The following is a 24,738-nucleotide window of genomic DNA, read 5'->3' as shown; positions in this document are numbered from 1 at the left end:
TTATCCTTGTCTTTGCTTGAATCTTGGATTCTTTTTGTTAATAACGTAAAGTCTTCCTTTACGACGTACTAATTTACAATCAGCACTTCTCTTTTTAACTGATGCTCTTACTTTCATCTGTATCTGTTTTTAAATACTTATTAGTATCTATAGGTTATACGAGCCTTAGTTAAATCGTAAGGGCTCATTTCTAATTTTACTTTATCACCTGGTAACAACTTAATGTAATGCATACGCATTTTTCCAGATATGTGTGCTGTCACAATGTGACCATTTTCTAATTCAACACGGAACATTGCATTAGATAATGCTTCTATAATCGTTCCGTCTTGTTCTATTGCTGCTTGTTTTGCCATAATTTATTTTTAATGTTCAGTCTTCATTTAACAAATACCTTGCCTAAACTTTATTGAACATTTTAATCCTTTTATAATTATGCGGTAACAGATTTTCTGTTTTTTCCCGTTTTCATCAAGCCATCATAATGCTTATTTAATAAATAAGAATTAATCTGCTGCATAGTATCAATAGCCACACCAACCATAATTAATAATGATGTACCACCGAAAAATAATGCCCAACCCTGTTGAACCCCAACTAACTGATAAACAAAAGCAGGGAAGATAGCAACTAAGGCTAAGAAAATAGATCCTGGTAATGTAATCTGAGACATAATTTTATCTAAGTACTCAGCCGTTTCTGTACCTGGTCTAATTCCTGGAATAAATCCACCACTACGTTTTAAATCGTCTGCCATTTTATTTGTAGGCACTGTTATTGCAGTATAGAAATATGTAAATATTATAATTAATAGTGCAAATACAAGATTGTACCAAAATCCAAATATATCTTGGAAGTTAGTTTGCATCCATTGTCCTACTCCGCTTTCTGGGCCAAATAATTTACCTATGTATGCTGGTGCAAACATGATTGCTTGAGCAAATATGATAGGCATTACACCTGAAGCGTTTAATTTTAACGGTAAAAATTGACGAGATCCAAATACATTTTTCTCATAGCCACCAGAAGCTGTTCTTCTTGCGTATTGTACGGCAATTTTACGTACTGCCATTACTAAGAATACAGAACCTAAGATGATTAAGAACCAGATAACTAATTCTATTAAAATCATCATAAATCCACCATTTCCACCCTCTAATCTAGAGAACATATTTTGTGCAAATGACTGTGGCATAGTAGCAATGATACCAACCATAATTAATAATGAAATACCATTACCTATACCTTTATCAGTAATTTTTTCACCTAACCACATAGCAAAAACACAGCCTGTCACTAAGATAATCACTGAAGAGAAATAGAAAATGTTTTCTGAAAAACCTGGTATTAACATTTGATTAATTGACTGAAGACCAGATAATGATGGAATGGTACCTAAATAAGCAGGTGCCTGAACCAAGCAAATTCCAATAGTTAACCATCTTGTAATCTGGGTAATTTTCTTCTGTCCACTAGCTCCTTCTTTTTGAAGTTTCTGTAGATAAGGAATTGCTATACCCATAAGTTGTACAACGATAGATGCCGAGATGTATGGCATTATACCTAGTGCAAAAACTGATGCTTTTGAAAAACCACCACCAGTAAACGCATTAATAAGCCATAATAAACCACCTTCAGCAGCAGAACTTTGTAATTCTGATAACTTAGGAAAATCTACACCTGGTAAAACCACCTGAGCACCAAAACGGTACACTAATAACAAGCCTAAGGTTAGAAGAATTCTATCCTTAAGCTCAGTGATTTTCCAGACGTTTTTTAATGTTTCTATTATCTTCATCTTTTAAATCTTATAAAGTTACAGCTTCACCACCAGCAGCCTCAATAGCAGCTTTTGCTGTTGCAGTAAATTTATGTGCAGTTACCGTTAATTTTGCTTTTAATTCACCTCTACCTAAGATTTTAACTAGATCGTTCTTTCCAGCTTTACCTAATGATACAAGTGTTTCAAAATCTACAGTATCTTTTATCTTCTTTTCGTCTACTAACTCTTGTAAAGTATCTAAGTTTATACCTTGATATTCTACTCTGTTAATGTTAGTAAATCCAAACTTAGGAACACGTCTTTGTAAAGGCATTTGACCACCTTCAAAACCTAATTTCTTAGAGTATCCTGAACGTGACTTAGCTCCTTTGTGGCCTCTTGTCGCAGTACCACCTTTACCAGATCCTTGACCACGTCCAACACGTTTTCCTTGATTTTTAACTGAACCTTCTGCAGGTTTTAAATTACTTAAATCCATTGTTAAGTTTGTATTTTTAAGCTTCCTCTACAGAAACTAAATGTTCAACTTTCTTCACCATACCAAGGATATTTGGTGTGGCATCGTGCTCTACTACTTGTCCAATCTTTCTAAGACCTAAAGCTTCTAATGTTTGCTTTTGTCTTTTAGTACGATTGATTGCACTTTTTACTTTAGTTACTTTAATCTTTGCCATCTTGTCCTAGATTATCCTTTATATACTTTTTCAAGTGAAATTCCACGTTCTCTTGCTACAGCTTTTGCGTCTCTTAATTGTAATAAAGCATCAAAAGTAGCCTTTACAACGTTATGAGGATTTGAAGATCCTTGAGATTTTGATAATACATCATGTACACCAACTGCTTCAAGTACTGTTCTTACAGCACCACCAGCAATAACTCCTGTACCAGGTGCAGCTGGAATAATATTTACTCTAGCACCACCGTATTTACCTTTTTGTTCGTGAGGTAAAGTACCTTTTACGATAGGAATTCTTACTAAGTTCTTTTTCGCGTCTTCTACAGCCTTTGAAATTGCTGTTGCCACGTCTTTAGATTTACCTAATCCATGACCTACAACACCAGCTTCATCACCAACAACTACAATAGCAGAAAAACCAAATGCTCTACCACCTTTTGTTACTTTAGTTACACGCTGTACACCTACTAAACGGTCTTTTAAATCTAATCCGCCTGGTTTTACTAATTCTGCGTTTTTATATTTTTGATACATAATGTCTTAAAATTTAAGTCCTGCTTCTCTAGCACCTTCTGCTAATGATTTTACTCTACCGTGATATAAATAACCACCTCTATCAAAAGAGATTGTCTCTACACCAGCTTTCATAGCTTTTTCTGCAACAGCTTTTCCTACTAAAGCAGCAATTTCTGTCTTATTTCCTTTAGACGTTGCTATATCTTTGTCTCTTGAAGATGCAGCAGCTATAGTTTTACCAGTTACATCATCTACGACTTGAGCATAAATTTCTTTATTACTTCTAAAAACAGCTAATCTAGGTCTAGCTTCTGTCCCAGAAACTACCTTACGGATTCTGTTTTTTATTCTTAATCTTCTTTCGTTCTTTGTCAATGCCATAACTTACTTATTAAGCTGATTTACCTGCTTTTCTTCTAATTTCTTCACCAACAAACTTGATACCTTTTCCTTTGTAAGGCTCTGGCTTACGGAAACCACGGATTTTAGCTGCTACTTGACCAACTAATTGTTTGTCGTGAGATGTTAATTTAACGATTGGGTTTTTACCTTTTTCTGAGATAGTCTCAACTTTTACTTCTGGAGCAATGTCCATAACAATATTATGAGAAAAACCTATTGCTAAATCTAACTTCTGTCCTTGATTTGATGCTCTATAACCTACACCTACTAATTCTAACTCTTTAGTAAATCCGTTAGATACACCTTCTATCATATTAGCAATTAACGCTCTGTAAAGACCGTGCTTTGCTCTGTGATCTTTCTTTTCTGAAGGACGGCTTAATGTTATTGTACCGTCTTCTATAGTAATTTCAACATCAGAGTAAGTTTGAGTTAACTCTCCTAACTTTCCTTTTGCTGTAATTACGTTGTCTTTAATTTCAACAGTTACACCTTCAGGAACTGTGATTGGGCTTTTACCTATTCTTGACATAATTTCCTGTTTTTAGTATACGTAACATAATACTTCACCACCAACGTTTTCTCTTTGCGCTTGTTTTCCTGTCATTACACCGTGAGATGTAGAAACAATTGCAATACCTAAACCATTTAAGATTCTTGGCATTTCGTTAGCACCAGCGTATTTACGTAAACCTGGTTTACTGATTCTTTGAATTTTTTTGATAACTGACTCTTTAGTGTCTTTGTTATACTTTAAGGCAATCTTAATTGTACCTTGAGCAGTAGACTCGTCATCAAATTTGTAACTTAAAATATATCCTTGATCGAATAATATTTTAGTTATCTCTTTTTTTAAGTTAGATGCAGGAATCTCTACCACTCTGTGGTTAGCTTTCACAGCATTTCTAACTCGCGTTAAATAATCCGCTATTGGATCTGTGTACATAGTTTAAAATTTAGGAAAATGGTTTTCGAACTTCTCGAACCTAGATTCCGATTATACAATAGTTATATTGATAATTGTACAGAAGCTAACTCGCTTCCTCAATGTTACCAACTTGCTTTTTTCACACCAGGAATTAACCCTTTGTTAGCCATTTCTCTAAACATTACACGAGAGATACCAAACTGTCTCATATAACCTTTTGGTCTTCCTGTAAGTTTACAACGGTTATGCATACGTATTGGTGATGCATTTTTTGGCAACTTTTGTAACGCTTCGTAATCTCCAGCTTCTTTTAAAGCCTTTCTTTTCTCAGCATATTTAGCTACTGTCTTTGCACGCTTCACCTCACGAGCTTTCATTGATTCTTTAGCCATACTTAATTCTTTTTAAATGGTAATCCTAGTTCTGTTAATAAAGACTTCGCTTCTTTGTCTGTTTCAGCAGAAGTCACAAATGTAATATCCATTCCCGAGATTTTATTGATTTTATCGATATCAATTTCAGGAAAAATGATTTGCTCTGTAATACCTAAGTTATAATTTCCACGACCATCAAAACCTGTAGCTTTGATACCGTTAAAATCTCTTACTCGTGGTAATGCAGTTGTTACTAATCTATCTAAGAACTCGTACATTTGCTCACCACGTAACGTTACTTTTGCACCAATTGGCATTCCTTTACGTAACTTAAATGATGCAACGTCTTTCTTAGAAATTGTAGCAACAGCTTTTTGCCCAGATATTTTTGTTAATTCATCAACAGCGTGATCAATTAATTTTTTATCTGCTACAGCAGCACCTACACCTCTAGATAATACTATCTTTTCTAGCTTAGGAACTTGCATTACATTTTTATATCCAAATTCTTCTGTAAGAGCAGGAACTACTTTGTCCTGATACTCTTTTTTTAATCTTGCAACGTAAGCCATAATTAAATTACTTCATTAGATTTTTTAGAAAATCTTACTTTATTGTCGCCATCCATTCTGTAACCTACTCTTGTAGTTTCACCCTTGCTTGTTAATAAAGACAAGTTTGAAATATGAATTGATGCTTCTTTCTCTACAATACCTCCTTGTGGGTTTTGTGCACTTGGTTTAGTGTGTTTCTTCACCATGTTTACACCTTCCACAATGGCTTTGTTCTTATCTTTTAATACTTTAAGTACTTTACCTTCTGATCCTTTGTGATCTCCAGCAATTACTTTTACAGTATCTCCTGATTTTATTTTAAGCTTTGTCATCTTATTTATCAATTAAAGCACTTCTGGTGCTAATGATACAATTTTCATGAATTGTTTATCACGAAGTTCTCTTGCTACTGGACCAAATACACGTGTACCTCTCATTTCACCTTGTGGGTTTAATAACACACATGCATTATCGTCAAATCTAATGTAAGATCCATCTGGACGTCTTACTTCTTTAGCTGTACGTACAACAACCGCAGTAGAAACTGCTTTTTTCTTTACATTTCCATTAGGAGTAGCATCTTTAACAGAGACTACTACTTTATCACCAACAGAAGCGTATCTTCTTTTTGTACCACCTAAAACACGAATTACTAAAACTTCTTTAGCACCTGTGTTATCTGCTACTTTTAATCTTGATTCTTGTTGTACCATAATTACTTCGCTCTTTCAATTATTTCTACTAATCTCCAACACTTAGATTTACTCATAGGTCTTGTTTCCATGATCTTTACAGTATCTCCTTCGTTGCAGTCGTTTTTCTCATCGTGCGCAACATATTTCTTTGTCTTTAACACGAATTTTCCATACATAGGATGTTTAACTTTTTTTACTTCTGAAACAACAATAGACTTCTCCATTTTGTTACTAGTAACTACTCCTATACGTTCTTTTCTTAAATTTCTTTTTTCCATCTTTCAGCAGAATACAATTATTGTCCGTCTCTTTTAGTTAATTCTGTCGCTAATCTAGCTACAGTTCTTCGTACAGTACGCAACTGTATAGGATTATCTAAAGGAGATATTGTGTGAGCCATTTTTAGGTCTGAATAACTCTTTTTAGTCTCACTAAGTTTTTCTTGTAACTCAGCTGTTGAAAGCTGTTTAATTTCTGATTGCTTCATAATTTCTTTTTATTATGCTTCGTAATCTCTAGCAATGATAAACTTAGTTTTTACTGGAAGTTTTTGTGCTGCTAAACGTAAAGCTTCTTGAGCTGTTTCTAACGGCACTCCACTTATTTCAAATAATACGCGACCCGGTTTTACAACGGCTGCCCAATATTCTACACTACCTTTACCTTTACCCATACGTACTTCAAGAGGCTTTTTTGTAATAGGCTTGTCTGGAAATATTTTAATCCATAACGACCCTTCTCTTTTCATATAACGAGTAGCGGCAATACGCGCTGCTTCTATTTGACGTGCAGTTATAAATGACGAGTCTAAAGATTTTATACCAAAAGTACCATTTGATAACAAATGACCTCTTCCGGCATTACCTTTCATACGACCTTTTTGCTGCTTACGAAATTTTGTTCTTTTAGGCTGTAACATTTTGTCTTTTCTTTAAAAAATTACTTTCTACGACGTTGGTTTTTGTTTCCTCCACGTCCACCTTTTCCTTTTTGCTTAGAAAGACCTACTAATGGAGAAAGTTCTCTTTTCCCATAAACTTCGCCTTTCATAATCCACACTTTTACACCTAATCTACCATAAGTAGTATGTGCTTCAACAAGAGCGTAATCAATATCAGCTCTAAATGTAGATAAAGGAATACGTCCTTCTTTATAGTGCTCAGAACGTGCCATTTCAGCACCGTTTAAACGACCACTAATTTGAACCTTGATTCCTTCAGCATTCATACGCATAGCTGCAGCGATAGCCATTTTGATTGCTCTTCTGTAAGAAATACGACTTTCTATCTGACGAGCGATACTTGCTGCTACTAAATGTGCATCTAGTTCAGGTCTTTTAATTTCAAAGATGTTCAATTGAACTTCTTTACCAGTAATTTTCTTAAGCTCTTCTTTTAGCTTGTCTACCTCTTGACCACCTTTACCGATAATAATACCAGGTCTAGCAGTAGTGATAGTAACGGTTACAAGTTTAAGCGTACGCTCAATAATTACTCTACTTACACTAGCTTTAGATAAACGAGCATGGATATACTTACGGATTTTATCATCCTCTGCAAGTTTGTCTCCATAATCATTTCCGCCATACCAGTTAGATTCCCATCCTCTGATAATTCCTAAGCGATTTCCGATTGGATTTGTCTTTTGTCCCATATCTCTATCTTAGCTTTGTGTTTTATTTAATGAATCTACCACTACAGTAACGTGGTTAGATCTTTTTCTAATTCTGTGTGCTCTACCTTGAGGTGCTGGACGTAAACGCTTAAGCATTGTACCACCATCTACTCTAATCTCTTTGATAAATAGATTAGCTTCCTCAACATCAGCATCCTCGTTTTTAGCTTGCCAGTTTGCAATTGCAGACATAACCAATTTTTCTAAACGACGAGACGCTTCCTTAGGGCTAAATCTAAGAATCTGAAGAGCTTTCTCTGCCTTTTCACCTCTAACTAAATCTGCAACTAAACGCATCTTTCTTGGTGATGTAGGACAGTTATTTAGCTTAGCAAAAGCAACCTGCTTCTTCTCAGCCTTAATAGCTTCCGCCATTTGTTTTTTACGACTTCCCATGATTCTTATTTTTTACCTTTATTCTTAGCACCTGCATGACCTCTAAATGATCTTGTTGGTGAAAATTCTCCTAATTTATGACCTACCATATTCTCAGTTACATATACTGGAACAAATTGACGACCATTGTGTACAGCTATAGTCTGACCTACGAAATCCGGAGAGATCATAGATGCTCTTGACCAAGTCTTGATAACAGTCTTCTTGTTTGAAGCTACATTTTCTGCAACTTTCTTTTCTAACTTATAATGAATATAAGGTCCTTTTTTTAATGAACGTGCCATACTATCTTACTTATTTCTTTCTACGTTCTACAATATACTTATTACTCGCTTTCGTCTTAGAACGTGTTCTATAACCCTTAGCAGGAATACCATTCTTAGATCTTGGATGACCACCTGAAGATTTACCTTCACCACCACCCATTGGATGATCTACTGGGTTCATTACTACTGGTCTAACTCTTGGACGTCTTCCTAACCATCTGCTTCTACCTGCTTTACCAGACACTAATAACTGATGATCTGAGTTTGAAACAACTCCAATAGTAGCCATACAAGTAGCTAATACCATTCTAGTTTCACCTGATGGCAACTTGATCGTTGCAAACTTACCATCTCTTGCCATTAATTGAGCAAAAGCACCAGCACTACGCGCCATAACAGCACCTTGACCCGGACGTAACTCTATACAAGAAATAATAGTACCTAGAGGTATTTCACTTAATGGCATTGCGTTTCCAATTTCTGGAGCTACGCCACTTTCACCAGACACAACATTTTGACCTACTTGTAAACCATTTTGAGCAATGATGTATCTCTTTTCACCATCTTGATAGTTTAACAATGCAATAAATGCTGTTCTGTTTGGATCGTATTCTATTGTCTTAACTTCTGCTGGAATTCCAGTTTTGTTACGTTTAAAATCAATGATACGATACTTTTTCTTATGACCTCCACCCATGTGGCGCATGGTCATTTTTCCTTGACTGTTTCTACCACCAGATCTTTTTTTCGGAGCTAATAAACTTTTCTCCGGCTTATCAGTAGTGATGGCGTCAAATCCATTTACTACTCTAAAACGCTGAGCTGATGTGATCGGTTTTAATTTTCTAACTGACATTTTAGTCTAATTACATGTTAGCGTATAAATCTATTGTTTCACCTTCCGCCAGTTGTACAATTGCTTTTTTAATAGCATTTGTTTTACCATGCTGAATACCCGTTTTTGTATAACGCGTTCTTCTATCTGGACGGACATTTATCGTACGAACTTTTTCTACAGAAACACCATAAGCAGCTTCAACCGCTTTTTTGATTTCTACCTTGTTCGCCTTTGTATTCACTTCGAATGCATAAGCATTTAACAACTCACTCTGAGTGGTTGCTTTTTCTGTGATGATAGGTTTAATTAAGATACTCATCTGTGTTCTATTTACTTAAATTCGATTCAATTCCTTCTAATGCACCTTCTAAAAGAACTACTTTATTCGCATTCATTATTTTATAAGTGCTTAATTCTGAGCTAGTTACAACTTCAGAGCCTTTCAAATTGCGCGACGACAAATATACATTATTATTTGAGTCACCCAACACAAATAGAGACTTTTTATTATCTACCTCTAAGGCTTTCAATACGTTCACGAAATTTTTAGTCTTTGGAGCATCAAAATTGAAGTCCTCTAATACTACAATCGCTTTATCGTTTGCCTTAATACTTAATGCTGATTTACGTGCTAATCGTTTTACGTTTTTATTTAATTTAAAACCGTAATTTCTTGGTCTAGGCCCAAACATACGACCACCACCTTTAAATACACCAGACTTTATAGAACCAGCACGTGCTGTACCTGTTCCTTTTTGTTTCTTAATCTTACGTGTACTACCAGCGATTTCACCTCTTTCTTTAGCCTTATGTGTGCCCTGTCTTTGATTTGCTAAATATTGCTTAACATCTAAATAAACAGCGTGGTTATTAGGCTCAATAGCGAATACGTCTTTAGAAAGCTCAGCTTTTCTACCCGTATCTTTTCCGTTTATATCTAAAACTGCTACCTTCATTACTTCTCAATAATTACATAAGAGTTTTTGTGACCAGGAACACAGCCCTTTACAACAAGTAAGTTCTTTTCAGGAACTACTTTATAAACTCTTAAATTTTCAACTTTTACTGTGTCGCCACCCATTCTTCCGGCCATTTTCATTCCTTTGAATACTCTCGCAGGATAAGAAGCTGCACCAATAGAACCAGGAGCTCTTAAACGGTTATGCTGACCATGCGTTGCTTGACCTACACCACCAAATCCATGACGCTTTACAACACCTTGAAACCCTTTACCTTTAGAAGTTCCTGAAATATCCACGAACTCACCTTCGATAAATTGCTCTACTGTGATAGCATCACCTAACTTGTACTCCTTGTCAAAACCTTTAAATTCTACGACTTTGCGTTTTACAGAAGTCCCAGCTTTCTTAGCATGCCCAATTGCAGCTTTAGTAGCGTTCTTTTCTGTCGCGTCATCGAAACCTAATTGAAGTGCGCTATAACCGTCTACTTCTTCAGTTCTGACTTGGGTAACGATACATGGACCTGCTTCGATTACTGTACATGGAATATTCTTCCCATTTTCATCGAAAATGCTGGTCATACCGATTTTTTTTCCAATTAACCCAGACATATTTATTATTTATTAATTATTAGTTTTTATTTAAAACTCAAGGCCGAAAAATACTTTCAGCCTTGAATTGTATTTTTTTCCGTTTTTCCCGCGACCGCATCGGTGGGACATTTTATAATTTCTGTTTTTACAGAAATATGTAATTACACCTTAATCTCAACTTCAACTCCACTTGGTAATTCAAGTTTCATTAAAGCGTCAATTGTTTTAGAAGATGAAGAGTAGATATCTAATAATCTCTTGTAAGAGCTTAATTGAAATTGTTCTCTCGACTTCTTATTAACGTGTGGTGAACGTAACACAGTGAAAATTTTCTTATGTGTTGGTAATGGAATTGGACCAGTTACTACAGCACCTGTGCTTTTTACAGTTTTTACAATCTTATCAGCAGACTTGTCAACTAAATTATGATCGTAAGACTTTAATTTTATTCTAATTTTCTGACTCATTTTCTTTTAGTTTTAAGCTTCTACGCCTTTAGCTGCTTTGATTACTTCTTCTGATATATTTGATGGAGTCTCTGCATAGTGAGAGAATTCCATTGTAGATGTTGCTCTACCTGAAGATAATGTTCTCAATGATGTTACATAACCGAACATTTCAGATAATGGTACATTTGCTTTAACAACTTTAGAACCTGCTCTATCGCTCATGTCATTTACCTGACCACGACGACGGTTTAAGTCTCCAACAATGTCACCCATACTTTCTTCTGGTGTTAACACTTCTAACTTCATGATTGGCTCCATGATTACAGCCTTTGCAGCCTTTGCAGCAGCCTTAAATCCTAATTTAGCAGCTAACTCGAACGATAACTGATCAGAATCTACATCATGGTAAGAACCATCAGTTAAAGTAACTTTCATTGCATCTACTTCGTAACCTGCTAAAGGACCATTAACCATTGCCATTTTGAATCCTTTCTCAACTGAAGGAACAAATTCCTTAGGAACGTTACCACCTTTAATTTCTGAAACGAATTCTAAACCTTGCTTACCTTCTTCTGCTGGTTCAATTGTAAATACAATATCGGCAAATTTACCACGTCCACCAGATTGTTTCTTATAAACTTCTCTGTGCTCTGCACGTTGCGTAATAGCTTCTTTGTACTCTACTTGAGGCTGACCTTGGTTAACCTCTACCTTAAACTCACGCTTAAGACGGTCTACAATAATATCTAAGTGAAGCTCACCCATACCAGAAATAATAGTCTGACCTGAAGCTTCGTCTGTTCTAACCGTAAATGTTGGATCCTCTTCAGCTAATTTGGCTAAAGCCATACCTAACTTATCAACGTCCGCTTTAGTTTTTGGCTCAACCGCGATACCAATTACTGGATCTGGGAAGTCCATAGATTCTAAAACGATTGGTGCTTTTTCATCAGAAAGTGTATCACCTGTTTTAATATCTTTAAAACCTACAGCTGCACCGATATCTCCAGCTTCAATATACTCAATAGCATTTTGCTTATTAGAGTGCATTTGATAGATACGAGAGATACGCTCTTTTTTACCTGATCTGTTATTCAAAACATAAGAACCTGCGTCTAAACGACCTGAATAAGCTCTAAAGAATGCTAAGCGACCAACGAATGGATCTGTTGCAATTTTAAATGCTAATGCAGAGAAAGGCTCTTTTACATCTGGCTTACGAGAAATTTCATTATCAGTATCTGGATCAGTTCCAACAATTGCATCCTTATCTACCGGAGAAGGTAAATAACGACATACAGCATCTAATAAAAACTGTACACCTTTATTTTTGAATGCAGAACCACAAATCATTGGAATGATAGACATATCCATAACAGCAGCTCTTAATGCAGCGTGCACTTCTTCTTCTGTAATAGAATCTTCATCTTCCATGAATTTCTCAAGAAGGTTCTCGTCGTAACTAGCAACCTCTTCTATTAACTGAGCTCTTAACTCAGCTGCTTCCGCTTTTAATTCTTCAGGAATATCGATAACATCAAAAGTAGATCCTTGAGTCTCATCGTGCCATACGATTGCACGGTTCTTAACTAAATCTACAATACCTTTAAAATCTGCTTCGTCACCAATATTCATAACGATTGGCACTGCGTTAGAACCAAGCATATCTTTAACCTGCTGACATACTGCCATAAAGTTAGATCCTTGACGGTCCATTTTGTTAACGAAACCAATACGTGGTACTTTATAGTTATCTGCAAGTCTCCAGTTAGTCTCAGATTGAGGCTCAACACCATCAACTGCACTAAATAAGAATACTAAACCATCTAATACACGTAAAGAACGGTTCACCTCAACTGTAAAGTCAACGTGACCAGGAGTATCGATAATATTAAAGTGATATCCTTTTGTATCTGGAGTTGGCTGACCATTCTCTAATGGAAAGTTCCAGGTACAAGTAGTAGCGGCAGAAGTAATTGTAATACCTCTTTCTTGCTCTTGTTCCATCCAGTCCATTGTAGCCGCACCATCATGTACCTCACCAATCTTGTGAGAAACACCTGTATAATAAAGGATACGTTCTGTTGTTGTGGTTTTTCCAGCATCAATATGTGCTGCAATACCTATATTTCTAGTGAATTTTAAATCTCTTTGTGCCATTATTATTAAAATCTAAAGTGTGAGAATGCTTTATTTGCTTCTGCCATCTTATGAGTATCAACTCTTTTCTTAACGGCTGCACCTTCTTCTTTAGCTGCAGCTAAAATCTCTGCTGCTAAACGTTGTGCCATAGATTTTTCGTTTCTTTTACGCGCGTAGCCAATTAACCACTTCATCGCTGTAGAAACTTTACGATCTGGACGAATTTGCATTGGAATCTGGAATGTAGCACCACCAACACGACGACTACGTACTTCTACGTGAGGCATCACATTTGATAAAGCATCTTTCCATAATTCTAAAGCTGTTTTTTCTTCGTCATTCTTTTTCTCCTCAACAATATCAATTGCATCGTAGAATACTTTAAAAGCCACAGACTTCTTACCATCCCACATCATGTTGTTAACAAAACGTGTTACCAACTGATCGTTAAACCTTGGGTCTGGTAAAAGCGGTCTCTTTTTTGCTGCTCTTTTTCTCATGTCTTCTTCTTAAAGTTTTTTAAATTACTTTTTAGGGCGTTTTGCACCATACTTAGATCTACGTTGGGTACGACCAGCAACACCTGCTGTATCTAATGCACCACGAACGATGTGATATCTAACACCTGGTAAATCTTTTACCCTTCCACCTCTAACTAATACTATCGAGTGCTCTTGTAAGTTGTGACCTTCACCACCGATGTATGCGTTAACCTCGTTTCCGTTTGTTAAACGAACCCTTGCTACCTTACGCATTGCTGAGTTAGGTTTTTTAGGTGTCGTTGTATAAACACGAGTACATACACCACGTCTTTGAGGACACGAATCTAAAGCAGCCGATTTACTCTTCTTAGTTATTTTGGCTCTTCCTTTTCGTACTAATTGTGAAATTGTTGGCATATATTACTATATAAATATTTGTTTAACCCTCACTTTTGAGGGCTGCAAAGGTAGAAATATATATTTATAATTCAAATAGTTGAGAATTTATTTTTCAAAGAATTATTAAAATTCATTTTATACATATATATAATGGTCTATTTTTACGTTACCTTTTTAGTTATTGCACCTTTAATTTAATGACGAACATTCAACATTATCTTTTACTTCTTCTATTGACTTTCTCTCATCAGGTTTTTAGTCAATCGTTAAGTTTAAATATTAAAGGTGAAAATGAGATGAAAACGAAAATCATAGACTCTATTAAGTATGTTAAGGCCTTTGACAATTATAATGGTGTAGAAAATGAACTAAATAGACTAAAGAACAAACTTACCAGATTAGGATACATTGATGCTACTATTGATAACATCATAAGAGAAAAAGATACGTTATTTAATGCATATTTCTTTTTAGGTGAAAGAATTGAGCGAATACGAATAAAATATGATAAAGAATTTAATGAAAATCTTCTAAATTTCATTGACCATAAGCTAACAGAAAACTCCTTTGAAATTGAAATTATAGAATTAGAAAACTCCTTACATACCCTTAATTCTAAAATCGCTGAGCAAGGAGACCCTTTTTCTACCCTACAGCTTATTAATATCTCAAAAGAGCATTCAGACTTAATTTCTGCCGAACTGAGAATTGTGACGAATCAAAAAAGACAAATAGATAAGATTATAGTTAAAGGGTATGAGAAGTTTCCTAAATCCTACATAAAGAGATTTTTAAAACTCAAAAAAGGCAAAACCTTTAATCTAAATGAAATAAAAGAAAAAGTTGAGCTACTTGAAGATTTACGTTTTGCAAAAACAATAAGAGAACCTGAGGTTTTATTCACCCAAGATTCTACATCTTTATATTTATATATTGAAAAGGCGCGCACCAATAACTTTGATGGATTTCTGGGTTTTGGCACGAATGAAAACACCAACAAAATTGAGTTTGATGGTTACTTAGATTTACGATTAGTCAACAACCTTAATTACGGTGAAGCAATAAATCTTTTTTACAAAAGTGACGAGATAGACCAACAAACATTTAGAATTGATACCGATCTGCCATATATATTTGGCACACCCATAGGTATACAAGCAGGCTTAAATCTTTTTAGAAAAGACACAACTTTTTCTAATGCCAAGCAGTATTTAAAAATTAATTATCAAATTAATTCTCAGCATCGTATTGCAGCCGGTATATCGTCAACCAACTCTACTAACCTTCTCGATAATGACACCTCTGTTTTAAACGATTTCACCACAAATTATTACACACTAGGCTACATTTTTACAAAGCCTCAATTCCAAGACCCTTTGTTTCCAATAAACTTTTGGTTGAATTTTTCTGCCGGATTCGGAGACAGAGAAAATAATTTAGGAATTCAAAATCAAACTGTCTTTGATATAGACACGTATAAAATATTCAACCTAAACTCTAAAAACAGTATTTACACAAGACTTAATGGTGTAATCTTAACTTCAGATGATTATCTCGACAATGAACTTTTTAGATTTGGAGGTATCAACTCTATCAGAGGATTTGAAGAAAATAGTCTTGTAGCAAACCTTTATGGAGTAGTAAATACGGAATATAGATACAGACTAAGTAATAGTATATATGTACATTCTGTTTTAGATGCTGCTTATTTTGAAAATCAAATTACAGACACAAAGGAAAAATTGTTTGGATTTGGCTTTGGTTTAGGACTTCTTACCAATGCAGGACTGTTTAGGTTAAACTATTCTAGCGGAAAATCTGAAAACAGACAATTTAGATTATCGGACTCTAAAGTTCATGTGAGTTTAACAGCCACTTTTTGATTACTTGAAATAAACCGGTACTTTTGAAATCGTTAGAAAAAGAAAACTATGATTAAAAAATTACTTCTTATACTTTTTACTGTCTCAAATTTTGTTATTGCACAAAATACCATCGGAACAACCCTTATTACTGAAGACGTATATGATGGTTATACATTATTTACTGTGTACAATGAGACTTACTTAATTAACAATTGCGGAGAGGTAATAAACCAATGGACTAGCTCTTTTCCTCCTGGTAATTCCGTTTATTTACTACCCAATGGAAATCTACTCAGAGCAGGTAGAACCAGTAGTACAGATATTACTTTTGGCGGACAAGGTGGTGTTGTAGAGATTTACAGCTGGGAAGGAAATTTAATTTGGCAATATTTTTATGATACTCCTACAATGCGACAACATCATGATATATATCCAATGCCTAATGGAAATGTTCTTATTTTGGCTGCTACAGTAATGAGTAATAATGAAGCTATACAAGCAGGAAGAAACCCAGTATTACTCACCGAATCGGAATTATATAATGAGCAACTTACAGAAGTTACTCCTGTAGACTTTAATGGTGGCAATATTGTTTGGGAATGGAACATAAAAGATCATCTTATACAAGACTTTGATGCCACTAAAGATAATTTTGGTGATGTTGGATTGAATCCCAACAAACTCGATGTAAATTTCTTAAACGGAGGCTCAGGCGCATCTAACTGGCTACACATCAATTCAATTCAGTACAATATTGAAAGAGATCAAATTGTACTTAGTGTTAGAAATCTTAGTGAAATATGGATAATAGACCACTCAACTACAACTATAGAAGCCGCATCAGATACTGGCGGAACTTATGGTAAAGGTGGCGATTTATTATATCGCTGGGGAAATCCTGAAGCATATAGACAAGGTAATTCTGGTAATCGCACTTTATTTGGACAGCATACACCTTACTTTATACCATCTGGTCTCCCAAATGCTGGAAAAATATTACTTTTTAATAATGGGATTACCAGAACTCCATCATATTCACAAATAGATATAATTTCACCACCTGAATCAAGTCTTGGAGTATACGATTATACACCAAACACCTCCTACCTTCCTGTTAGTTCAGACTACACCTACGATGAGCACACTACAGGAGGATCAGATTTTTATAGCCCTATTGTAAGCAGTGCTCAACAATTACCTAATGGTAACATCTTAATTTGCGAAGGTAACCAAGGTCACTTTTTTGAGATAAACAGTAACGAAGAAAAGGTATGGGAATATATTAATCCTGTTAATAGTAATACTGGTGTTATTTCTACCCAAGGAAATCCTCCACCTAATGCAAACTTAACTTTCAGAGCTGAGAAATACCCAGTAACGTATTCTGCTTTCACTAGCAGAGACTTAACACCAGGTAATCCAATAGAATTAAACCCAAATTTAACAATATGTAACAATCTAAGTACCTCTGAATTTGAAATTACATCAGTTAATATCTATCCAAATCCTACAGCAGATTTTGTTCAAATTGAATCGAAAAATATAATTGACAAAATTGAAGTTTTCAATATTTTAGGAAAACGAATTTCCGTAACTGCAGGACCTAAAGTGGATTTATCTCAACAACCAAATGGTGTTTATGTATTAAAAATACATTCTGATGAAAAGACCTTAACCAAAAAAGTTGTCAAAAACTAAGTTGCTTTAAAATATACACAACCATCCTAAGTTAGGATGGTTTTTTTATACCTTTACACCAATGAAAAACGAAACAACCATATTCGGCATTAGAGCTATTATTGAAGCTATAAAGTCTAACGAAACTATAGACAAAGTATTTGTTCAAAAAGGTTTAAAAGGAGAACTCTTTCAGGAATTTGAAGCTTTGCTTCGCTCTGAAGGAATTAACTCATCTTACGTACCTGTTGAAAAATTAAACCGACTTAGCAAAGGAGGTAATCACCAAGGAGCTGTTGCCAACATCTCTCCTATCGAGTTTCATGATATAGACGACTTAGTTATAAATGTTATAGAATCAGGAAAAACACCATTGTTTCTGCTTTTAGACCAACTTAGTGATGTTAGAAATTTTGGTGCTATAGTAAGAACCGCAGAATGTACAGGTGTTTCAGGAATTATCATTCAGAAAAAAGGTGGTGCTCCTATTAATGGAGATACTATAAAAACCAGTGCAGGTGCTATTTTTAAAATTCCGATTTGTAAAGTAGACCATATTAAAGATGCGGTTTTTCACATGCAATCTTCTGGAATAAAAGTTATTGCTGCAACCGAAAAAGCCAATGATTTTATTTACGATGTTTCGTTTAAAGAACCTTGCGCTATTATTATGGGATCTGAAGGAAAAGGTATTAATCCTTCGGTATTAAAAGTGGTAGACAAACAAGCTAAACTTCCAATTTTAGGTGAGATTGAATCACTTAATGTTTCTGTAGCTTGTGGTGCATTTTTGTATGAAGCTGTAAGGCAACGTAGTTAGTAGTTAGTAGTTAGTGAAATTTATTTTTTTTTACTAAAAAAACTAATCTTCTTTCTCCTTAAAAACATAATTAATCTGAGTCGACTGTTCAGTTTCTATCTCTTGATCAATAGCTTCTTCTGGTAAGGATTCTATAAAGTTTCCATTTTCATCAAAATGCTTCATAAAGGGATCTTCTTCTTCGTTATAATCTGGTTGCTGCCAAACATAGCGTTCTGGTTTTGCGACATTGTTTTTAAACACTAACGCAAACAACAAACCTGTAATTAGACCTCCTAAATGTCCTTCCCAAGACATGCCTTGTTTTATAGGAAATACGTACCATATCATACTACCATACATAAAAATCACAACTAAAGATAAAGCAATCAGCCTGTAGTGTTTAGCAAAAATGCCTTTAAAAAAGATGAAACTAAACAGCACATAGATAAGTCCACTTGCTCCTATATGATTTCCTGAACTCCCAATAAGCCAAGTTAAAAATCCTGAAAGCAAAACTCCAAAACCTAAAACCTTCCACGCTATTTTGTTGTAGAAATAAAACAAAGCGAGCGATAAAATTAATAACGGAAATGAGTTGTTATAAAGATGGTTTAAATCTCCATGCAAAAACGGACTTGTAAAAACACCTAATAAGCCTTCAGTTTTTTGCGGTCTTATTCCGTACGACTTTATACCATAATCAACGGTTGTCTGATACCAAAACACCAACCACACAGCAAGTAACATCAAAACCGGATATATGATGACACCATTTGAAAATTTGAATTGCTGCTTAGACATTGTACTATTTTCTAATACCTCCTTCAAATTTAAAACCAAAAAAGCATTGTATGAAATATTGTCATAATCACCATCGTTAAGTTCTCATTTTGTAATTTTGATTTATGAATATTCCATTAGCAGAACGCTTAAGACCAAAGACCCTAAACGACTACCTAAGCCAACAACATTTGGTAGGTAAAAACGGTATGCTCTACAACCAAATAAAGAGTGGTGTTATACCTTCACTGATACTTTGGGGACCACCAGGAATTGGAAAAACTACTCTAGCTAACATTATTGCTAATGAATCTGAGCGACCTTTTTTTAAACTGAGCGCCATAAATTCTGGTGTTAAGGACATTAGAGATGTTATTGACCGAGCTAAAAAAAGTGGAGGACTATTCACGGCTAAAAATCCTATTTTATTTATTGATGAGATTCACAGATTTAGTAAATCGCAGCAAGATTCATTATTAGAAGCTGTAGAAAAAGGTTGGGTAACCTTAATTGGTGCCACTACAGAAAATCCAAGTTTTGAAGTTATTTCTGCATTACTTTCACGTTGTCAGGTTTATACTTTAAAAGCTTTTAGCAAAGACGATTTAGAAGCTTTACTAAAACGTGCCATGTCTGAAGATGACGTTTTATCTAAATTAAAGATAGAATTAAAAGAAACAGAAGCACTACTGAGATTTTCTGGTGGAGATGCCAGAAAACTGCTTAATATTTTTGAATTATTAGTTACCTCTTTTGAAAAGGAACCGGTTGTAATCACCAACGAGCTTGTTACCAAACAAGTGCAAAGCAAAGCAGCTCGTTACGACAAAACCGGAGAACAACATTACGATATTATTTCAGCATTTATAAAATCTATTAGAGGTAGCGATCCAAATGCTGCTGTTTATTATTTAGCGCGAATGATTGAAGGTGGCGAAGATGTAAAGTTTATTGCCAGGCGCTTGTTAATTTTAGCAAGTGAAGATATTGGTAATGCCAACCCAACAGCTTTGGTTATTGCTAACAATACTTTTCAGGCTGTTTCTGTAATTGGTAATCCAGAATCTCGAATTATTCTGAGTCAATGCGCTACTTATTTAGCAAGCTCTCCTAAAAGCAATGCTGCATATGAGGCTATTAATAAAGCACAACAACTAGTCAAAGAAACAGGTGATTTATCAGTTCCTTTATCTATTAGAAATGCTCCAACAAAACTGATGAAAGAACTCGGTTATGGCGATGAATACAAGTACGCTCACAATTACGAAAACAACTTTGCTGAGCATGAGTTTTTACCTGATGAAATTAAGAACATCCAACTCTACAATCCAGGAAATAATACTCGCGAAAATGCACAACGCCAATTTTTAAAAGCGCGTTGGAAAGAAAAATATGGGTATTAGATTTGTTAGATAAATACAATTTACTTTACTGCATTTACTAAACACTAACTAAAACTTAATATCTAAAGTTTTTGGTTCTTTTAGTTCTCCGTCATTTTCGGAGTAATACCAAAAGCCATCTTCTTTATATACAATCGCATTTCTATCTTTTACAATAAAAACATCTACTGCCGACGTTTTAAATAGCTGCATAACTACTTTTGGTGTTGCATCTACAACTTGATAACCATAAGATTTTTCTTGAGCATAAAGAGTTGTATTAGTAGTTTGCGCTTTTACCTCAACCACTTCTGTTGATGCCTCTACCTCTTCCGTTTTAGTTTCTACTTCATTAATATCTACCGCACTCTCAATAACAGACTCTTCTTTTTCTACCTTTTCTTCTAATGGTTGATACTCATAATCAATAAGATCTAAGGAAGAAAAGGCTTTTTTTATGGCTTCCGTGTATGCTTTTTGAAAATCTTTTTCTCGGCTAGAACCAGTTTCTGTTCTAAACAATTCTTTACCAAAACAATCTTTAAGTGTTATTTCAACTTTAGTCGTAAAAAGTCCTCCTTTAGCTTTTTCTACATTTGCGAATAGTGCTTTACATCTATCCTTATTTAATTCCTCAGGGAATTCTTCTTCATCAAAAAGAGCTTCAAATCCTCTTTGTTTAAATAAATATCTGGTTAATGTATTAAGTCTATACTGATTATTTTCATCTAAAAATTCATACTTTAAAGGTATAATGACATATTTATAATTATTGATATTCTTCTGTGCTATGGCTGTAAATCCTATACACATAAAAAACATTAATACTGTTAATCTCTTATTCATAATATTCTCTTTTTTAAAGGTAAGTTTCTATAGATTTTAAGGTCGTTACTCTATTATATCCATTAGAGTTATTTAAATTTCTGTAATCAAAATAAATGGTTTCCATTCCAATACTGTGGGCTCCTTCGATATCAGCTTCAAGACTATCACCAATCATTACACTTTCGGTTGGACTAGCTTTAGCGCTATCTAATGCAAAATTAAAAATTTTAGGGTTAGGCTTTTTTACACCAACCATTTCAGAGTTGGTTATGGTCTTAAAATAACTTTTTATGTTAGCATTATCCATTTTGCGTTCTTGGGCCTCTTCAAAACCATTAGTTATAATGTGCAGTTCATATTTATCTCTCAAATAATTTAAGATATCTAGTGTTCCGTCAAACAAATGGTTAAAAGTAGTAAGGTGATCTATATACGCAACCGACAAATGATTTATCATATCATCTTCTACGTTAATATTTATAGCATTAAACGCATCTTTCAATCTACCATACCGCAAAGCTTCTTTAGTCACTTTTTCTTCTCTGTAGAGTTTCCAATAATCTAAATTTATAGGTTCATAAACCTTAAGAAATGTTGAAAGTTCTACATCTAGATTATTAATTTTAAAAATCTTCTCGAATGTTAATCCAGAGTTCTTATCAAAATCCCAAAGCGTATGATCTAAATCAAAAAAAACATGCTTTATTTTATCCTTCATCTACAGATTCTAATATTAATGTAAAAAGCGACCTAAAACCTTCCCAACGTTCTAGATTACTAAATGTATAGTTATGAAACACTGGTGTAAATGTACCATTAACTTCTTTAATTTCTTTGATTAGCTTTTGTAAATGTTCTTTTTTATCTAACTCTGATTGATACTTTAATAAGGCAAAATCTAAACAATGATACGGATTGATTTGCAATGGAGTTTGCACCTCAAAATCGAGATCATAAAACTGAAATGGCGTACATGTACCTGCCCTAAAACCAAGCGTATCTATGTAACCCATTGTATAATCTTGATGAATCTCTAATTCAACTAAATTTCTATAAGACTGTGGAAGATTTAGTTTTGAAAAGGAATGCCTAACCGCTTGCAAATCTCTATTGATTACAGCTTCCATTTTTAGCTTTTCTTTCTTTAAAATCGAAATATCTTCTAAAGCAAAATAAGAGGCTTTTAAACCTACATTACAATAATCCGCAACCGACTTTATGAGGGACACAAATTCCTTTTTATTAATACTGATGTTTTTATCGTAGGTAGAATAATCTCCTATTAAAAACAAAACCATGAACTTAAAATCGCATTGTTTTTGTTTGGTAATAATCCACTTGAATGTATCGTAAGGGTCACGTTTAAAACCCATAAGCACAGAATAACGCTGATACAATTGCTTAAACCTAAATCTACCAATATCTGCTAAAGTACCACCAATAGTACGCAACAACCCTTTTTTTCGAAAATAATACGTCATAGGTACATCTATAACTGGCTGCACTTTATAGTTGCGATTAGGAAAAACAAATTCTGGGAAACGCTCTTGCAGTACGTCCTTTAGCTTATATGCCCAAATATCTATAACTGGCTGGCTTAAAAACCGATGTTTGTATGCCAGACTTTCTTTTGCAGTAAATCTTCCAAAATCATCCTTTACATGAGGTAAATACTCTTCGTATCGACTTAATAAATAAAATGAAGCTGCAAAAATGTCGAAAGCTAAATCGCTACGTTCTCCTGTAGGAAAGAAGCCTTTGGTATTTTCCCATTGCTGTACACTTATATCTAAATCTGAAATACCACTTTCAAATAATAAATAATGACTACGAACAAACAACTCATTACTCAATGGCTGCTTAGTGTAAGACATCTTAAGGCTATCGTGCGCTATAAAATCCTCTACCTTAGAGGTAAACTTTATATCTAAACCTAAAATACGCTTACAAATATGCTTAAAGGTATACGTAAGACGTGGAGTAATTTTATGTGTGTAAACTAATAGCATATTTACTCTTTGCAGTATTTTATTGAGTTTATTTTAAATAATTCAAAGCATTGCTTCATCTGCAAAACTAAAATAGGTATTCTCTGTTATAATTAAATGATCTAAAACTTTTATATCTAAACTCTGGGCTGCTGTTTTTAATTTATATGTAACATCCTTATCAGCTTGGCTTGGCTTTAAAGTACCCGATGGATGGTTATGACAAAGTATTAAAGCTGTTGCGCCAACCTCTAGTGCAGACTTTAGCACCAAACGTACATCTACCAAGGTTCCTGTAATACCACCTTTACTCAACTGATTTTTCTGAATAACTTTGTTAGAATTATTTAAATAAAGAATCCAAAATTCTTCATGAGGCAATTCGCCAATTATAGGTTGCATCAAATCAAAAACAGAACGGCTCGATGTTATTTTATCTAACTGCACTGCATCTTCTAATCGTCTTCTTCTACCCAACTCCATAGCCGCAGCAATGGTTATGGCTTTAGCTTCACCTATACCTTTAAATTCCATCAATTGTTTAATCGATAATTTCCCTAAAGCATTTAGATTATTATCTACGCTGGCTAATATGCGCTTACACAAATCAACTGCACTTTCTTCTCTGCTTCCAGAACCGATGAGAATGGCAACTAACTCTGCATCAGAAAGCACAGACTTACCTTTGTCTCTTAATTTTTCTCTGGGCTGATCGTCTTGAGACCAGTTTTTTATGGAGAATGAACTTGAATTTTCCGACATGCTCTAAAGATAAAAAATTGTAACTTGAAGCGTCTAAATTTTTCAATTAAAATCAATCAAAATGAAATCTATATTTGAAGAAAGCGCTTATAACGAAATTAAAGATCGACTTAAAAACCTAAATGAAAATGCTAAAGCGAATTGGGGAAAAATGAATGTTGGGCAAATGGCATGGCATTGTCAAGGTCCTCTTAATATTATTTTAGAAAAAGAGGATTATGGCATGAAACCGAGTTGGATTGCCAAGGTGTTTTTCAAAAAATCATTGTACAATGATAAACCTTGGAAAAAGGGATTACCAACAGCTAAATTTCTAAAAACCAAAGACACTAAAGACTTTAATACAGAAAAAGCAAAACTCGAAGCTTTATTAGACGAAACCTACTCTCATAAAGATAAGTCAGAGTGGAATCCTCATCCTGCATTTGGCTATTTTACAGCACAACAATGGGGACAAATGCAGTACAAACATTTAGATCATCATTTAAAGCAGTTTGGTGTATAATGACGCTGCCATCCTGAACT

General features: G+C 34.5%; 37 protein-coding genes. 5 read left to right on the top strand and 32 right to left on the bottom strand.

What is annotated here, in order from left to right:
- The 27 genes from ykgO to rpsL all read right to left on the bottom strand — a co-directional run bounded on the left by ykgO (position 1) and on the right by rpsL (position 14,147).
- Positions 1–117, bottom strand: coding sequence for a type B 50S ribosomal protein L36 (gene ykgO / locus V1468_RS14515; protein ID WP_008269159.1), 117 nt, complete (start codon positions 115–117; stop codon positions 1–3).
- Positions 118–140: 23 nt separating this feature from the next.
- Positions 141–356, bottom strand: a complete 216-nt coding sequence (gene infA / locus V1468_RS14510; protein ID WP_007094967.1) for a translation initiation factor IF-1 — start codon at positions 354–356, stop codon at positions 141–143.
- Positions 357–433: 77 nt separating this feature from the next.
- Complete coding sequence (gene secY / locus V1468_RS14505) at positions 434–1,798, bottom strand: preprotein translocase subunit SecY (protein ID WP_331810930.1); 1,365 nt, start codon at positions 1,796–1,798, stop codon at positions 434–436.
- Positions 1,799–1,808: 10 nt separating this feature from the next.
- Positions 1,809–2,261 carry a 50S ribosomal protein L15 gene (gene rplO / locus V1468_RS14500; protein ID WP_243471096.1) on the bottom strand — a complete coding sequence of 151 codons (453 nt, stop codon included), beginning with the start codon at positions 2,259–2,261 and terminating at the stop codon, positions 1,809–1,811.
- Positions 2,262–2,277: 16 nt separating this feature from the next.
- A complete protein-coding gene (gene rpmD, locus V1468_RS14495; protein WP_076620351.1) occupies positions 2,278–2,457 on the bottom strand; it encodes a 50S ribosomal protein L30 in 180 nt (59 codons plus the stop codon).
- Positions 2,458–2,468: 11 nt separating this feature from the next.
- Positions 2,469–2,993, bottom strand: a complete 525-nt coding sequence (rpsE, locus tag V1468_RS14490; RefSeq protein ID WP_076620350.1) for a 30S ribosomal protein S5 — start codon at positions 2,991–2,993, stop codon at positions 2,469–2,471.
- A 6-nt stretch (positions 2,994–2,999) separates the two neighbouring features.
- Complete coding sequence (gene rplR / locus V1468_RS14485) at positions 3,000–3,356, bottom strand: 50S ribosomal protein L18 (RefSeq protein WP_138434820.1); 357 nt, start codon at positions 3,354–3,356, stop codon at positions 3,000–3,002.
- Between the two features lie 10 nt (positions 3,357–3,366).
- Positions 3,367–3,909, bottom strand: coding sequence for a 50S ribosomal protein L6 (gene rplF, locus V1468_RS14480; RefSeq protein WP_331810929.1), 543 nt, complete (start codon positions 3,907–3,909; stop codon positions 3,367–3,369).
- A gap of 12 nt (positions 3,910–3,921) precedes the next feature.
- On the bottom strand, positions 3,922–4,323 hold the full coding sequence (gene rpsH, locus V1468_RS14475; RefSeq protein ID WP_331810928.1) for a 30S ribosomal protein S8: 402 nt from the start codon (positions 4,321–4,323) through the stop codon (positions 3,922–3,924).
- A gap of 104 nt (positions 4,324–4,427) precedes the next feature.
- Positions 4,428–4,697 carry a 30S ribosomal protein S14 gene (gene rpsN / locus V1468_RS14470; RefSeq protein ID WP_076620346.1) on the bottom strand — a complete coding sequence of 90 codons (270 nt, stop codon included), beginning with the start codon at positions 4,695–4,697 and terminating at the stop codon, positions 4,428–4,430.
- A gap of 2 nt (positions 4,698–4,699) precedes the next feature.
- Positions 4,700–5,251: a 50S ribosomal protein L5 gene (rplE, locus tag V1468_RS14465; protein ID WP_331810927.1), complete on the bottom strand. Its 552-nt coding sequence runs from the start codon at positions 5,249–5,251 to the stop codon at positions 4,700–4,702.
- 2 nt (positions 5,252–5,253) lie between these two features.
- Positions 5,254–5,565, bottom strand: a complete 312-nt coding sequence (rplX, locus tag V1468_RS14460; protein WP_138434823.1) for a 50S ribosomal protein L24 — start codon at positions 5,563–5,565, stop codon at positions 5,254–5,256.
- Between the two features lie 12 nt (positions 5,566–5,577).
- The gene (gene rplN / locus V1468_RS14455) at positions 5,578–5,946 is read right to left on the bottom strand and encodes a 50S ribosomal protein L14 (protein WP_278006379.1); all 369 of its coding nucleotides are present in this window, start codon (positions 5,944–5,946) and stop codon (positions 5,578–5,580) included.
- A 2-nt stretch (positions 5,947–5,948) separates the two neighbouring features.
- Positions 5,949–6,206 (bottom strand): 30S ribosomal protein S17, encoded by a 258-nt coding sequence (rpsQ, locus tag V1468_RS14450; protein ID WP_076620340.1) that lies wholly within the window; start codon positions 6,204–6,206, stop codon positions 5,949–5,951.
- Between the two features lie 17 nt (positions 6,207–6,223).
- Positions 6,224–6,415 (bottom strand): 50S ribosomal protein L29, encoded by a 192-nt coding sequence (gene rpmC / locus V1468_RS14445; protein ID WP_138434824.1) that lies wholly within the window; start codon positions 6,413–6,415, stop codon positions 6,224–6,226.
- Between the two features lie 12 nt (positions 6,416–6,427).
- Entirely contained in the window at positions 6,428–6,847 is a 420-nt protein-coding gene (gene rplP, locus V1468_RS14440) for a 50S ribosomal protein L16 (protein ID WP_331810926.1), read from the bottom strand.
- A gap of 20 nt (positions 6,848–6,867) precedes the next feature.
- Complete coding sequence (gene rpsC / locus V1468_RS14435; protein ID WP_076620335.1) at positions 6,868–7,581, bottom strand: 30S ribosomal protein S3; 714 nt, start codon at positions 7,579–7,581, stop codon at positions 6,868–6,870.
- 9 nt (positions 7,582–7,590) lie between these two features.
- Positions 7,591–7,998, bottom strand: coding sequence for a 50S ribosomal protein L22 (rplV, locus tag V1468_RS14430; RefSeq protein WP_138434826.1), 408 nt, complete (start codon positions 7,996–7,998; stop codon positions 7,591–7,593).
- A 5-nt stretch (positions 7,999–8,003) separates the two neighbouring features.
- The gene (rpsS, locus tag V1468_RS14425; RefSeq protein WP_008269180.1) at positions 8,004–8,282 is read right to left on the bottom strand and encodes a 30S ribosomal protein S19; all 279 of its coding nucleotides are present in this window, start codon (positions 8,280–8,282) and stop codon (positions 8,004–8,006) included.
- Between the two features lie 10 nt (positions 8,283–8,292).
- A complete protein-coding gene (gene rplB / locus V1468_RS14420; protein ID WP_331810925.1) occupies positions 8,293–9,120 on the bottom strand; it encodes a 50S ribosomal protein L2 in 828 nt (275 codons plus the stop codon).
- Positions 9,121–9,130: 10 nt separating this feature from the next.
- A complete protein-coding gene (gene rplW / locus V1468_RS14415) occupies positions 9,131–9,421 on the bottom strand; it encodes a 50S ribosomal protein L23 (protein ID WP_138434828.1) in 291 nt (96 codons plus the stop codon).
- A gap of 7 nt (positions 9,422–9,428) precedes the next feature.
- Positions 9,429–10,058, bottom strand: coding sequence for a 50S ribosomal protein L4 (gene rplD / locus V1468_RS14410; protein ID WP_331810924.1), 630 nt, complete (start codon positions 10,056–10,058; stop codon positions 9,429–9,431).
- On the bottom strand, positions 10,058–10,675 hold the full coding sequence (gene rplC / locus V1468_RS14405) for a 50S ribosomal protein L3 (RefSeq protein ID WP_331810923.1): 618 nt from the start codon (positions 10,673–10,675) through the stop codon (positions 10,058–10,060). Before rplC ends, rplD begins: the two co-directional genes overlap by 1 nt.
- Positions 10,676–10,818: 143 nt before the next feature.
- Positions 10,819–11,124 carry a 30S ribosomal protein S10 gene (gene rpsJ, locus V1468_RS14400; RefSeq protein ID WP_007650482.1) on the bottom strand — a complete coding sequence of 102 codons (306 nt, stop codon included), beginning with the start codon at positions 11,122–11,124 and terminating at the stop codon, positions 10,819–10,821.
- A gap of 12 nt (positions 11,125–11,136) precedes the next feature.
- A complete protein-coding gene (gene fusA / locus V1468_RS14395) occupies positions 11,137–13,266 on the bottom strand; it encodes an elongation factor G (RefSeq protein WP_331810921.1) in 2,130 nt (709 codons plus the stop codon).
- Positions 13,267–13,271: 5 nt separating this feature from the next.
- On the bottom strand, positions 13,272–13,748 hold the full coding sequence (gene rpsG, locus V1468_RS14390) for a 30S ribosomal protein S7 (RefSeq protein ID WP_278006370.1): 477 nt from the start codon (positions 13,746–13,748) through the stop codon (positions 13,272–13,274).
- Between the two features lie 24 nt (positions 13,749–13,772).
- A complete protein-coding gene (gene rpsL / locus V1468_RS14385) occupies positions 13,773–14,147 on the bottom strand; it encodes a 30S ribosomal protein S12 (protein ID WP_008269190.1) in 375 nt (124 codons plus the stop codon).
- Between the two features lie 278 nt (positions 14,148–14,425).
- On the opposite strand from rpsL, the gene V1468_RS14380 reads away from it, so the two are divergent.
- The 3 genes from V1468_RS14380 to rlmB all read left to right on the top strand — a co-directional run bounded on the left by V1468_RS14380 (position 14,426) and on the right by rlmB (position 18,491).
- Positions 14,426–16,012 carry a POTRA domain-containing protein gene (locus tag V1468_RS14380; RefSeq protein WP_331810920.1) on the top strand — a complete coding sequence of 529 codons (1,587 nt, stop codon included), beginning with the start codon at positions 14,426–14,428 and terminating at the stop codon, positions 16,010–16,012.
- Between the two features lie 48 nt (positions 16,013–16,060).
- The gene (locus V1468_RS14375) at positions 16,061–17,692 is read left to right on the top strand and encodes an aryl-sulfate sulfotransferase (protein WP_331810919.1); all 1,632 of its coding nucleotides are present in this window, start codon (positions 16,061–16,063) and stop codon (positions 17,690–17,692) included.
- Between the two features lie 61 nt (positions 17,693–17,753).
- A complete protein-coding gene (gene rlmB / locus V1468_RS14370; protein ID WP_331810918.1) occupies positions 17,754–18,491 on the top strand; it encodes a 23S rRNA (guanosine(2251)-2'-O)-methyltransferase RlmB in 738 nt (245 codons plus the stop codon).
- A gap of 42 nt (positions 18,492–18,533) precedes the next feature.
- Here rlmB and V1468_RS14365 read toward each other — a convergent pair whose 3' ends face one another.
- Complete coding sequence (locus V1468_RS14365; protein ID WP_331810992.1) at positions 18,534–19,274, bottom strand: rhomboid family intramembrane serine protease; 741 nt, start codon at positions 19,272–19,274, stop codon at positions 18,534–18,536.
- A gap of 104 nt (positions 19,275–19,378) precedes the next feature.
- On the opposite strand from V1468_RS14365, the gene V1468_RS14360 reads away from it, so the two are divergent.
- Positions 19,379–20,656: a replication-associated recombination protein A gene (locus tag V1468_RS14360; RefSeq protein WP_331810917.1), complete on the top strand. Its 1,278-nt coding sequence runs from the start codon at positions 19,379–19,381 to the stop codon at positions 20,654–20,656.
- A gap of 48 nt (positions 20,657–20,704) precedes the next feature.
- On the opposite strand, the gene V1468_RS14355 is transcribed toward V1468_RS14360, so the two are convergent.
- The 4 genes from V1468_RS14355 to radC are packed head-to-tail and all read right to left on the bottom strand — an operon-like array spanning position 20,705 to position 24,213.
- The gene (locus V1468_RS14355) at positions 20,705–21,481 is read right to left on the bottom strand and encodes a hypothetical protein (RefSeq protein WP_331810916.1); all 777 of its coding nucleotides are present in this window, start codon (positions 21,479–21,481) and stop codon (positions 20,705–20,707) included.
- Between the two features lie 13 nt (positions 21,482–21,494).
- Positions 21,495–22,181, bottom strand: a complete 687-nt coding sequence (locus V1468_RS14350) for a YjjG family noncanonical pyrimidine nucleotidase (protein ID WP_331810915.1) — start codon at positions 22,179–22,181, stop codon at positions 21,495–21,497.
- A complete protein-coding gene (locus V1468_RS14345) occupies positions 22,171–23,472 on the bottom strand; it encodes a polysaccharide deacetylase family protein (protein ID WP_331810914.1) in 1,302 nt (433 codons plus the stop codon). The genes V1468_RS14350 and V1468_RS14345 overlap by 11 nt, the downstream gene beginning before the upstream one ends.
- A 42-nt stretch (positions 23,473–23,514) precedes the next feature.
- The gene (gene radC, locus V1468_RS14340) at positions 23,515–24,213 is read right to left on the bottom strand and encodes a RadC family protein (protein ID WP_331810913.1); all 699 of its coding nucleotides are present in this window, start codon (positions 24,211–24,213) and stop codon (positions 23,515–23,517) included.
- A 61-nt stretch (positions 24,214–24,274) separates the two neighbouring features.
- Between radC and V1468_RS14335 the strand changes: the two genes are divergently transcribed.
- The gene (locus V1468_RS14335) at positions 24,275–24,718 is read left to right on the top strand and encodes a DUF1569 domain-containing protein (protein ID WP_331810912.1); all 444 of its coding nucleotides are present in this window, start codon (positions 24,275–24,277) and stop codon (positions 24,716–24,718) included.
- The last annotated feature ends 20 nt before the right edge of the window (positions 24,719–24,738 follow it).

The organism is Winogradskyella poriferorum (genome assembly GCF_036553625.1).
Classification (GTDB): domain Bacteria; phylum Bacteroidota; class Bacteroidia; order Flavobacteriales; family Flavobacteriaceae; genus Winogradskyella; species Winogradskyella poriferorum.
This window is presented reverse-complemented; position numbering and strand designations above follow the sequence as displayed.

Bases quoted from the DNA above. Each gene is read 5' to 3' on its own strand.
- ykgO (WP_008269159.1), bottom strand. From the start codon at position 117: ATGAAAGTAAGAGCATCAGTTAAAAAGAGAAGTGCTGATTGTAAATTA.
- infA (WP_007094967.1), bottom strand. From the start codon at position 356: ATGGCAAAACAAGCAGCAATAGAACAAGACGGAACGATTATAGAAGCA.
- secY (WP_331810930.1), bottom strand. From the start codon at position 1,798: ATGAAGATAATAGAAACATTAAAAAACGTCTGGAAAATCACTGAGCTT.
- rplO (WP_243471096.1), bottom strand. From the start codon at position 2,261: ATGGATTTAAGTAATTTAAAACCTGCAGAAGGTTCAGTTAAAAATCAA.
- rpmD (WP_076620351.1), bottom strand. From the start codon at position 2,457: ATGGCAAAGATTAAAGTAACTAAAGTAAAAAGTGCAATCAATCGTACT.
- rpsE (WP_076620350.1), bottom strand. From the start codon at position 2,993: ATGTATCAAAAATATAAAAACGCAGAATTAGTAAAACCAGGCGGATTA.
- rplR (WP_138434820.1), bottom strand. From the start codon at position 3,356: ATGGCATTGACAAAGAACGAAAGAAGATTAAGAATAAAAAACAGAATC.
- rplF (WP_331810929.1), bottom strand. From the start codon at position 3,909: ATGTCAAGAATAGGTAAAAGCCCAATCACAGTTCCTGAAGGTGTAACT.
- rpsH (WP_331810928.1), bottom strand. From the start codon at position 4,323: ATGTACACAGATCCAATAGCGGATTATTTAACGCGAGTTAGAAATGCT.
- rpsN (WP_076620346.1), bottom strand. From the start codon at position 4,697: ATGGCTAAAGAATCAATGAAAGCTCGTGAGGTGAAGCGTGCAAAGACA.
- rplE (WP_331810927.1), bottom strand. From the start codon at position 5,251: ATGGCTTACGTTGCAAGATTAAAAAAAGAGTATCAGGACAAAGTAGTT.
- rplX (WP_138434823.1), bottom strand. From the start codon at position 5,565: ATGACAAAGCTTAAAATAAAATCAGGAGATACTGTAAAAGTAATTGCT.
- rplN (WP_278006379.1), bottom strand. From the start codon at position 5,946: ATGGTACAACAAGAATCAAGATTAAAAGTAGCAGATAACACAGGTGCT.
- rpsQ (WP_076620340.1), bottom strand. From the start codon at position 6,206: ATGGAAAAAAGAAATTTAAGAAAAGAACGTATAGGAGTAGTTACTAGT.
- rpmC (WP_138434824.1), bottom strand. From the start codon at position 6,415: ATGAAGCAATCAGAAATTAAACAGCTTTCAACAGCTGAGTTACAAGAA.
- rplP (WP_331810926.1), bottom strand. From the start codon at position 6,847: ATGTTACAGCCTAAAAGAACAAAATTTCGTAAGCAGCAAAAAGGTCGT.
- rpsC (WP_076620335.1), bottom strand. From the start codon at position 7,581: ATGGGACAAAAGACAAATCCAATCGGAAATCGCTTAGGAATTATCAGA.
- rplV (WP_138434826.1), bottom strand. From the start codon at position 7,998: ATGGGAAGTCGTAAAAAACAAATGGCGGAAGCTATTAAGGCTGAGAAG.
- rpsS (WP_008269180.1), bottom strand. From the start codon at position 8,282: ATGGCACGTTCATTAAAAAAAGGACCTTATATTCATTATAAGTTAGAA.
- rplB (WP_331810925.1), bottom strand. From the start codon at position 9,120: ATGTCAGTTAGAAAATTAAAACCGATCACATCAGCTCAGCGTTTTAGA.
- rplW (WP_138434828.1), bottom strand. From the start codon at position 9,421: ATGAGTATCTTAATTAAACCTATCATCACAGAAAAAGCAACCACTCAG.
- rplD (WP_331810924.1), bottom strand. From the start codon at position 10,058: ATGAAGGTAGCAGTTTTAGATATAAACGGAAAAGATACGGGTAGAAAA.
- rplC (WP_331810923.1), bottom strand. From the start codon at position 10,675: ATGTCTGGGTTAATTGGAAAAAAAATCGGTATGACCAGCATTTTCGAT.
- rpsJ (WP_007650482.1), bottom strand. From the start codon at position 11,124: ATGAGTCAGAAAATTAGAATAAAATTAAAGTCTTACGATCATAATTTA.
- fusA (WP_331810921.1), bottom strand. From the start codon at position 13,266: ATGGCACAAAGAGATTTAAAATTCACTAGAAATATAGGTATTGCAGCA.
- rpsG (WP_278006370.1), bottom strand. From the start codon at position 13,748: ATGAGAAAAAGAGCAGCAAAAAAGAGACCGCTTTTACCAGACCCAAGG.
- rpsL (WP_008269190.1), bottom strand. From the start codon at position 14,147: ATGCCAACAATTTCACAATTAGTACGAAAAGGAAGAGCCAAAATAACT.
- V1468_RS14380 (WP_331810920.1), top strand. From the start codon at position 14,426: ATGAAAACGAAAATCATAGACTCTATTAAGTATGTTAAGGCCTTTGAC.
- V1468_RS14375 (WP_331810919.1), top strand. From the start codon at position 16,061: ATGATTAAAAAATTACTTCTTATACTTTTTACTGTCTCAAATTTTGTT.
- rlmB (WP_331810918.1), top strand. From the start codon at position 17,754: ATGAAAAACGAAACAACCATATTCGGCATTAGAGCTATTATTGAAGCT.
- V1468_RS14365 (WP_331810992.1), bottom strand. From the start codon at position 19,274: ATGTCTAAGCAGCAATTCAAATTTTCAAATGGTGTCATCATATATCCG.
- V1468_RS14360 (WP_331810917.1), top strand. From the start codon at position 19,379: ATGAATATTCCATTAGCAGAACGCTTAAGACCAAAGACCCTAAACGAC.
- V1468_RS14355 (WP_331810916.1), bottom strand. From the start codon at position 21,481: ATGAATAAGAGATTAACAGTATTAATGTTTTTTATGTGTATAGGATTT.
- V1468_RS14350 (WP_331810915.1), bottom strand. From the start codon at position 22,181: ATGAAGGATAAAATAAAGCATGTTTTTTTTGATTTAGATCATACGCTT.
- V1468_RS14345 (WP_331810914.1), bottom strand. From the start codon at position 23,472: ATGCTATTAGTTTACACACATAAAATTACTCCACGTCTTACGTATACC.
- radC (WP_331810913.1), bottom strand. From the start codon at position 24,213: ATGTCGGAAAATTCAAGTTCATTCTCCATAAAAAACTGGTCTCAAGAC.
- V1468_RS14335 (WP_331810912.1), top strand. From the start codon at position 24,275: ATGAAATCTATATTTGAAGAAAGCGCTTATAACGAAATTAAAGATCGA.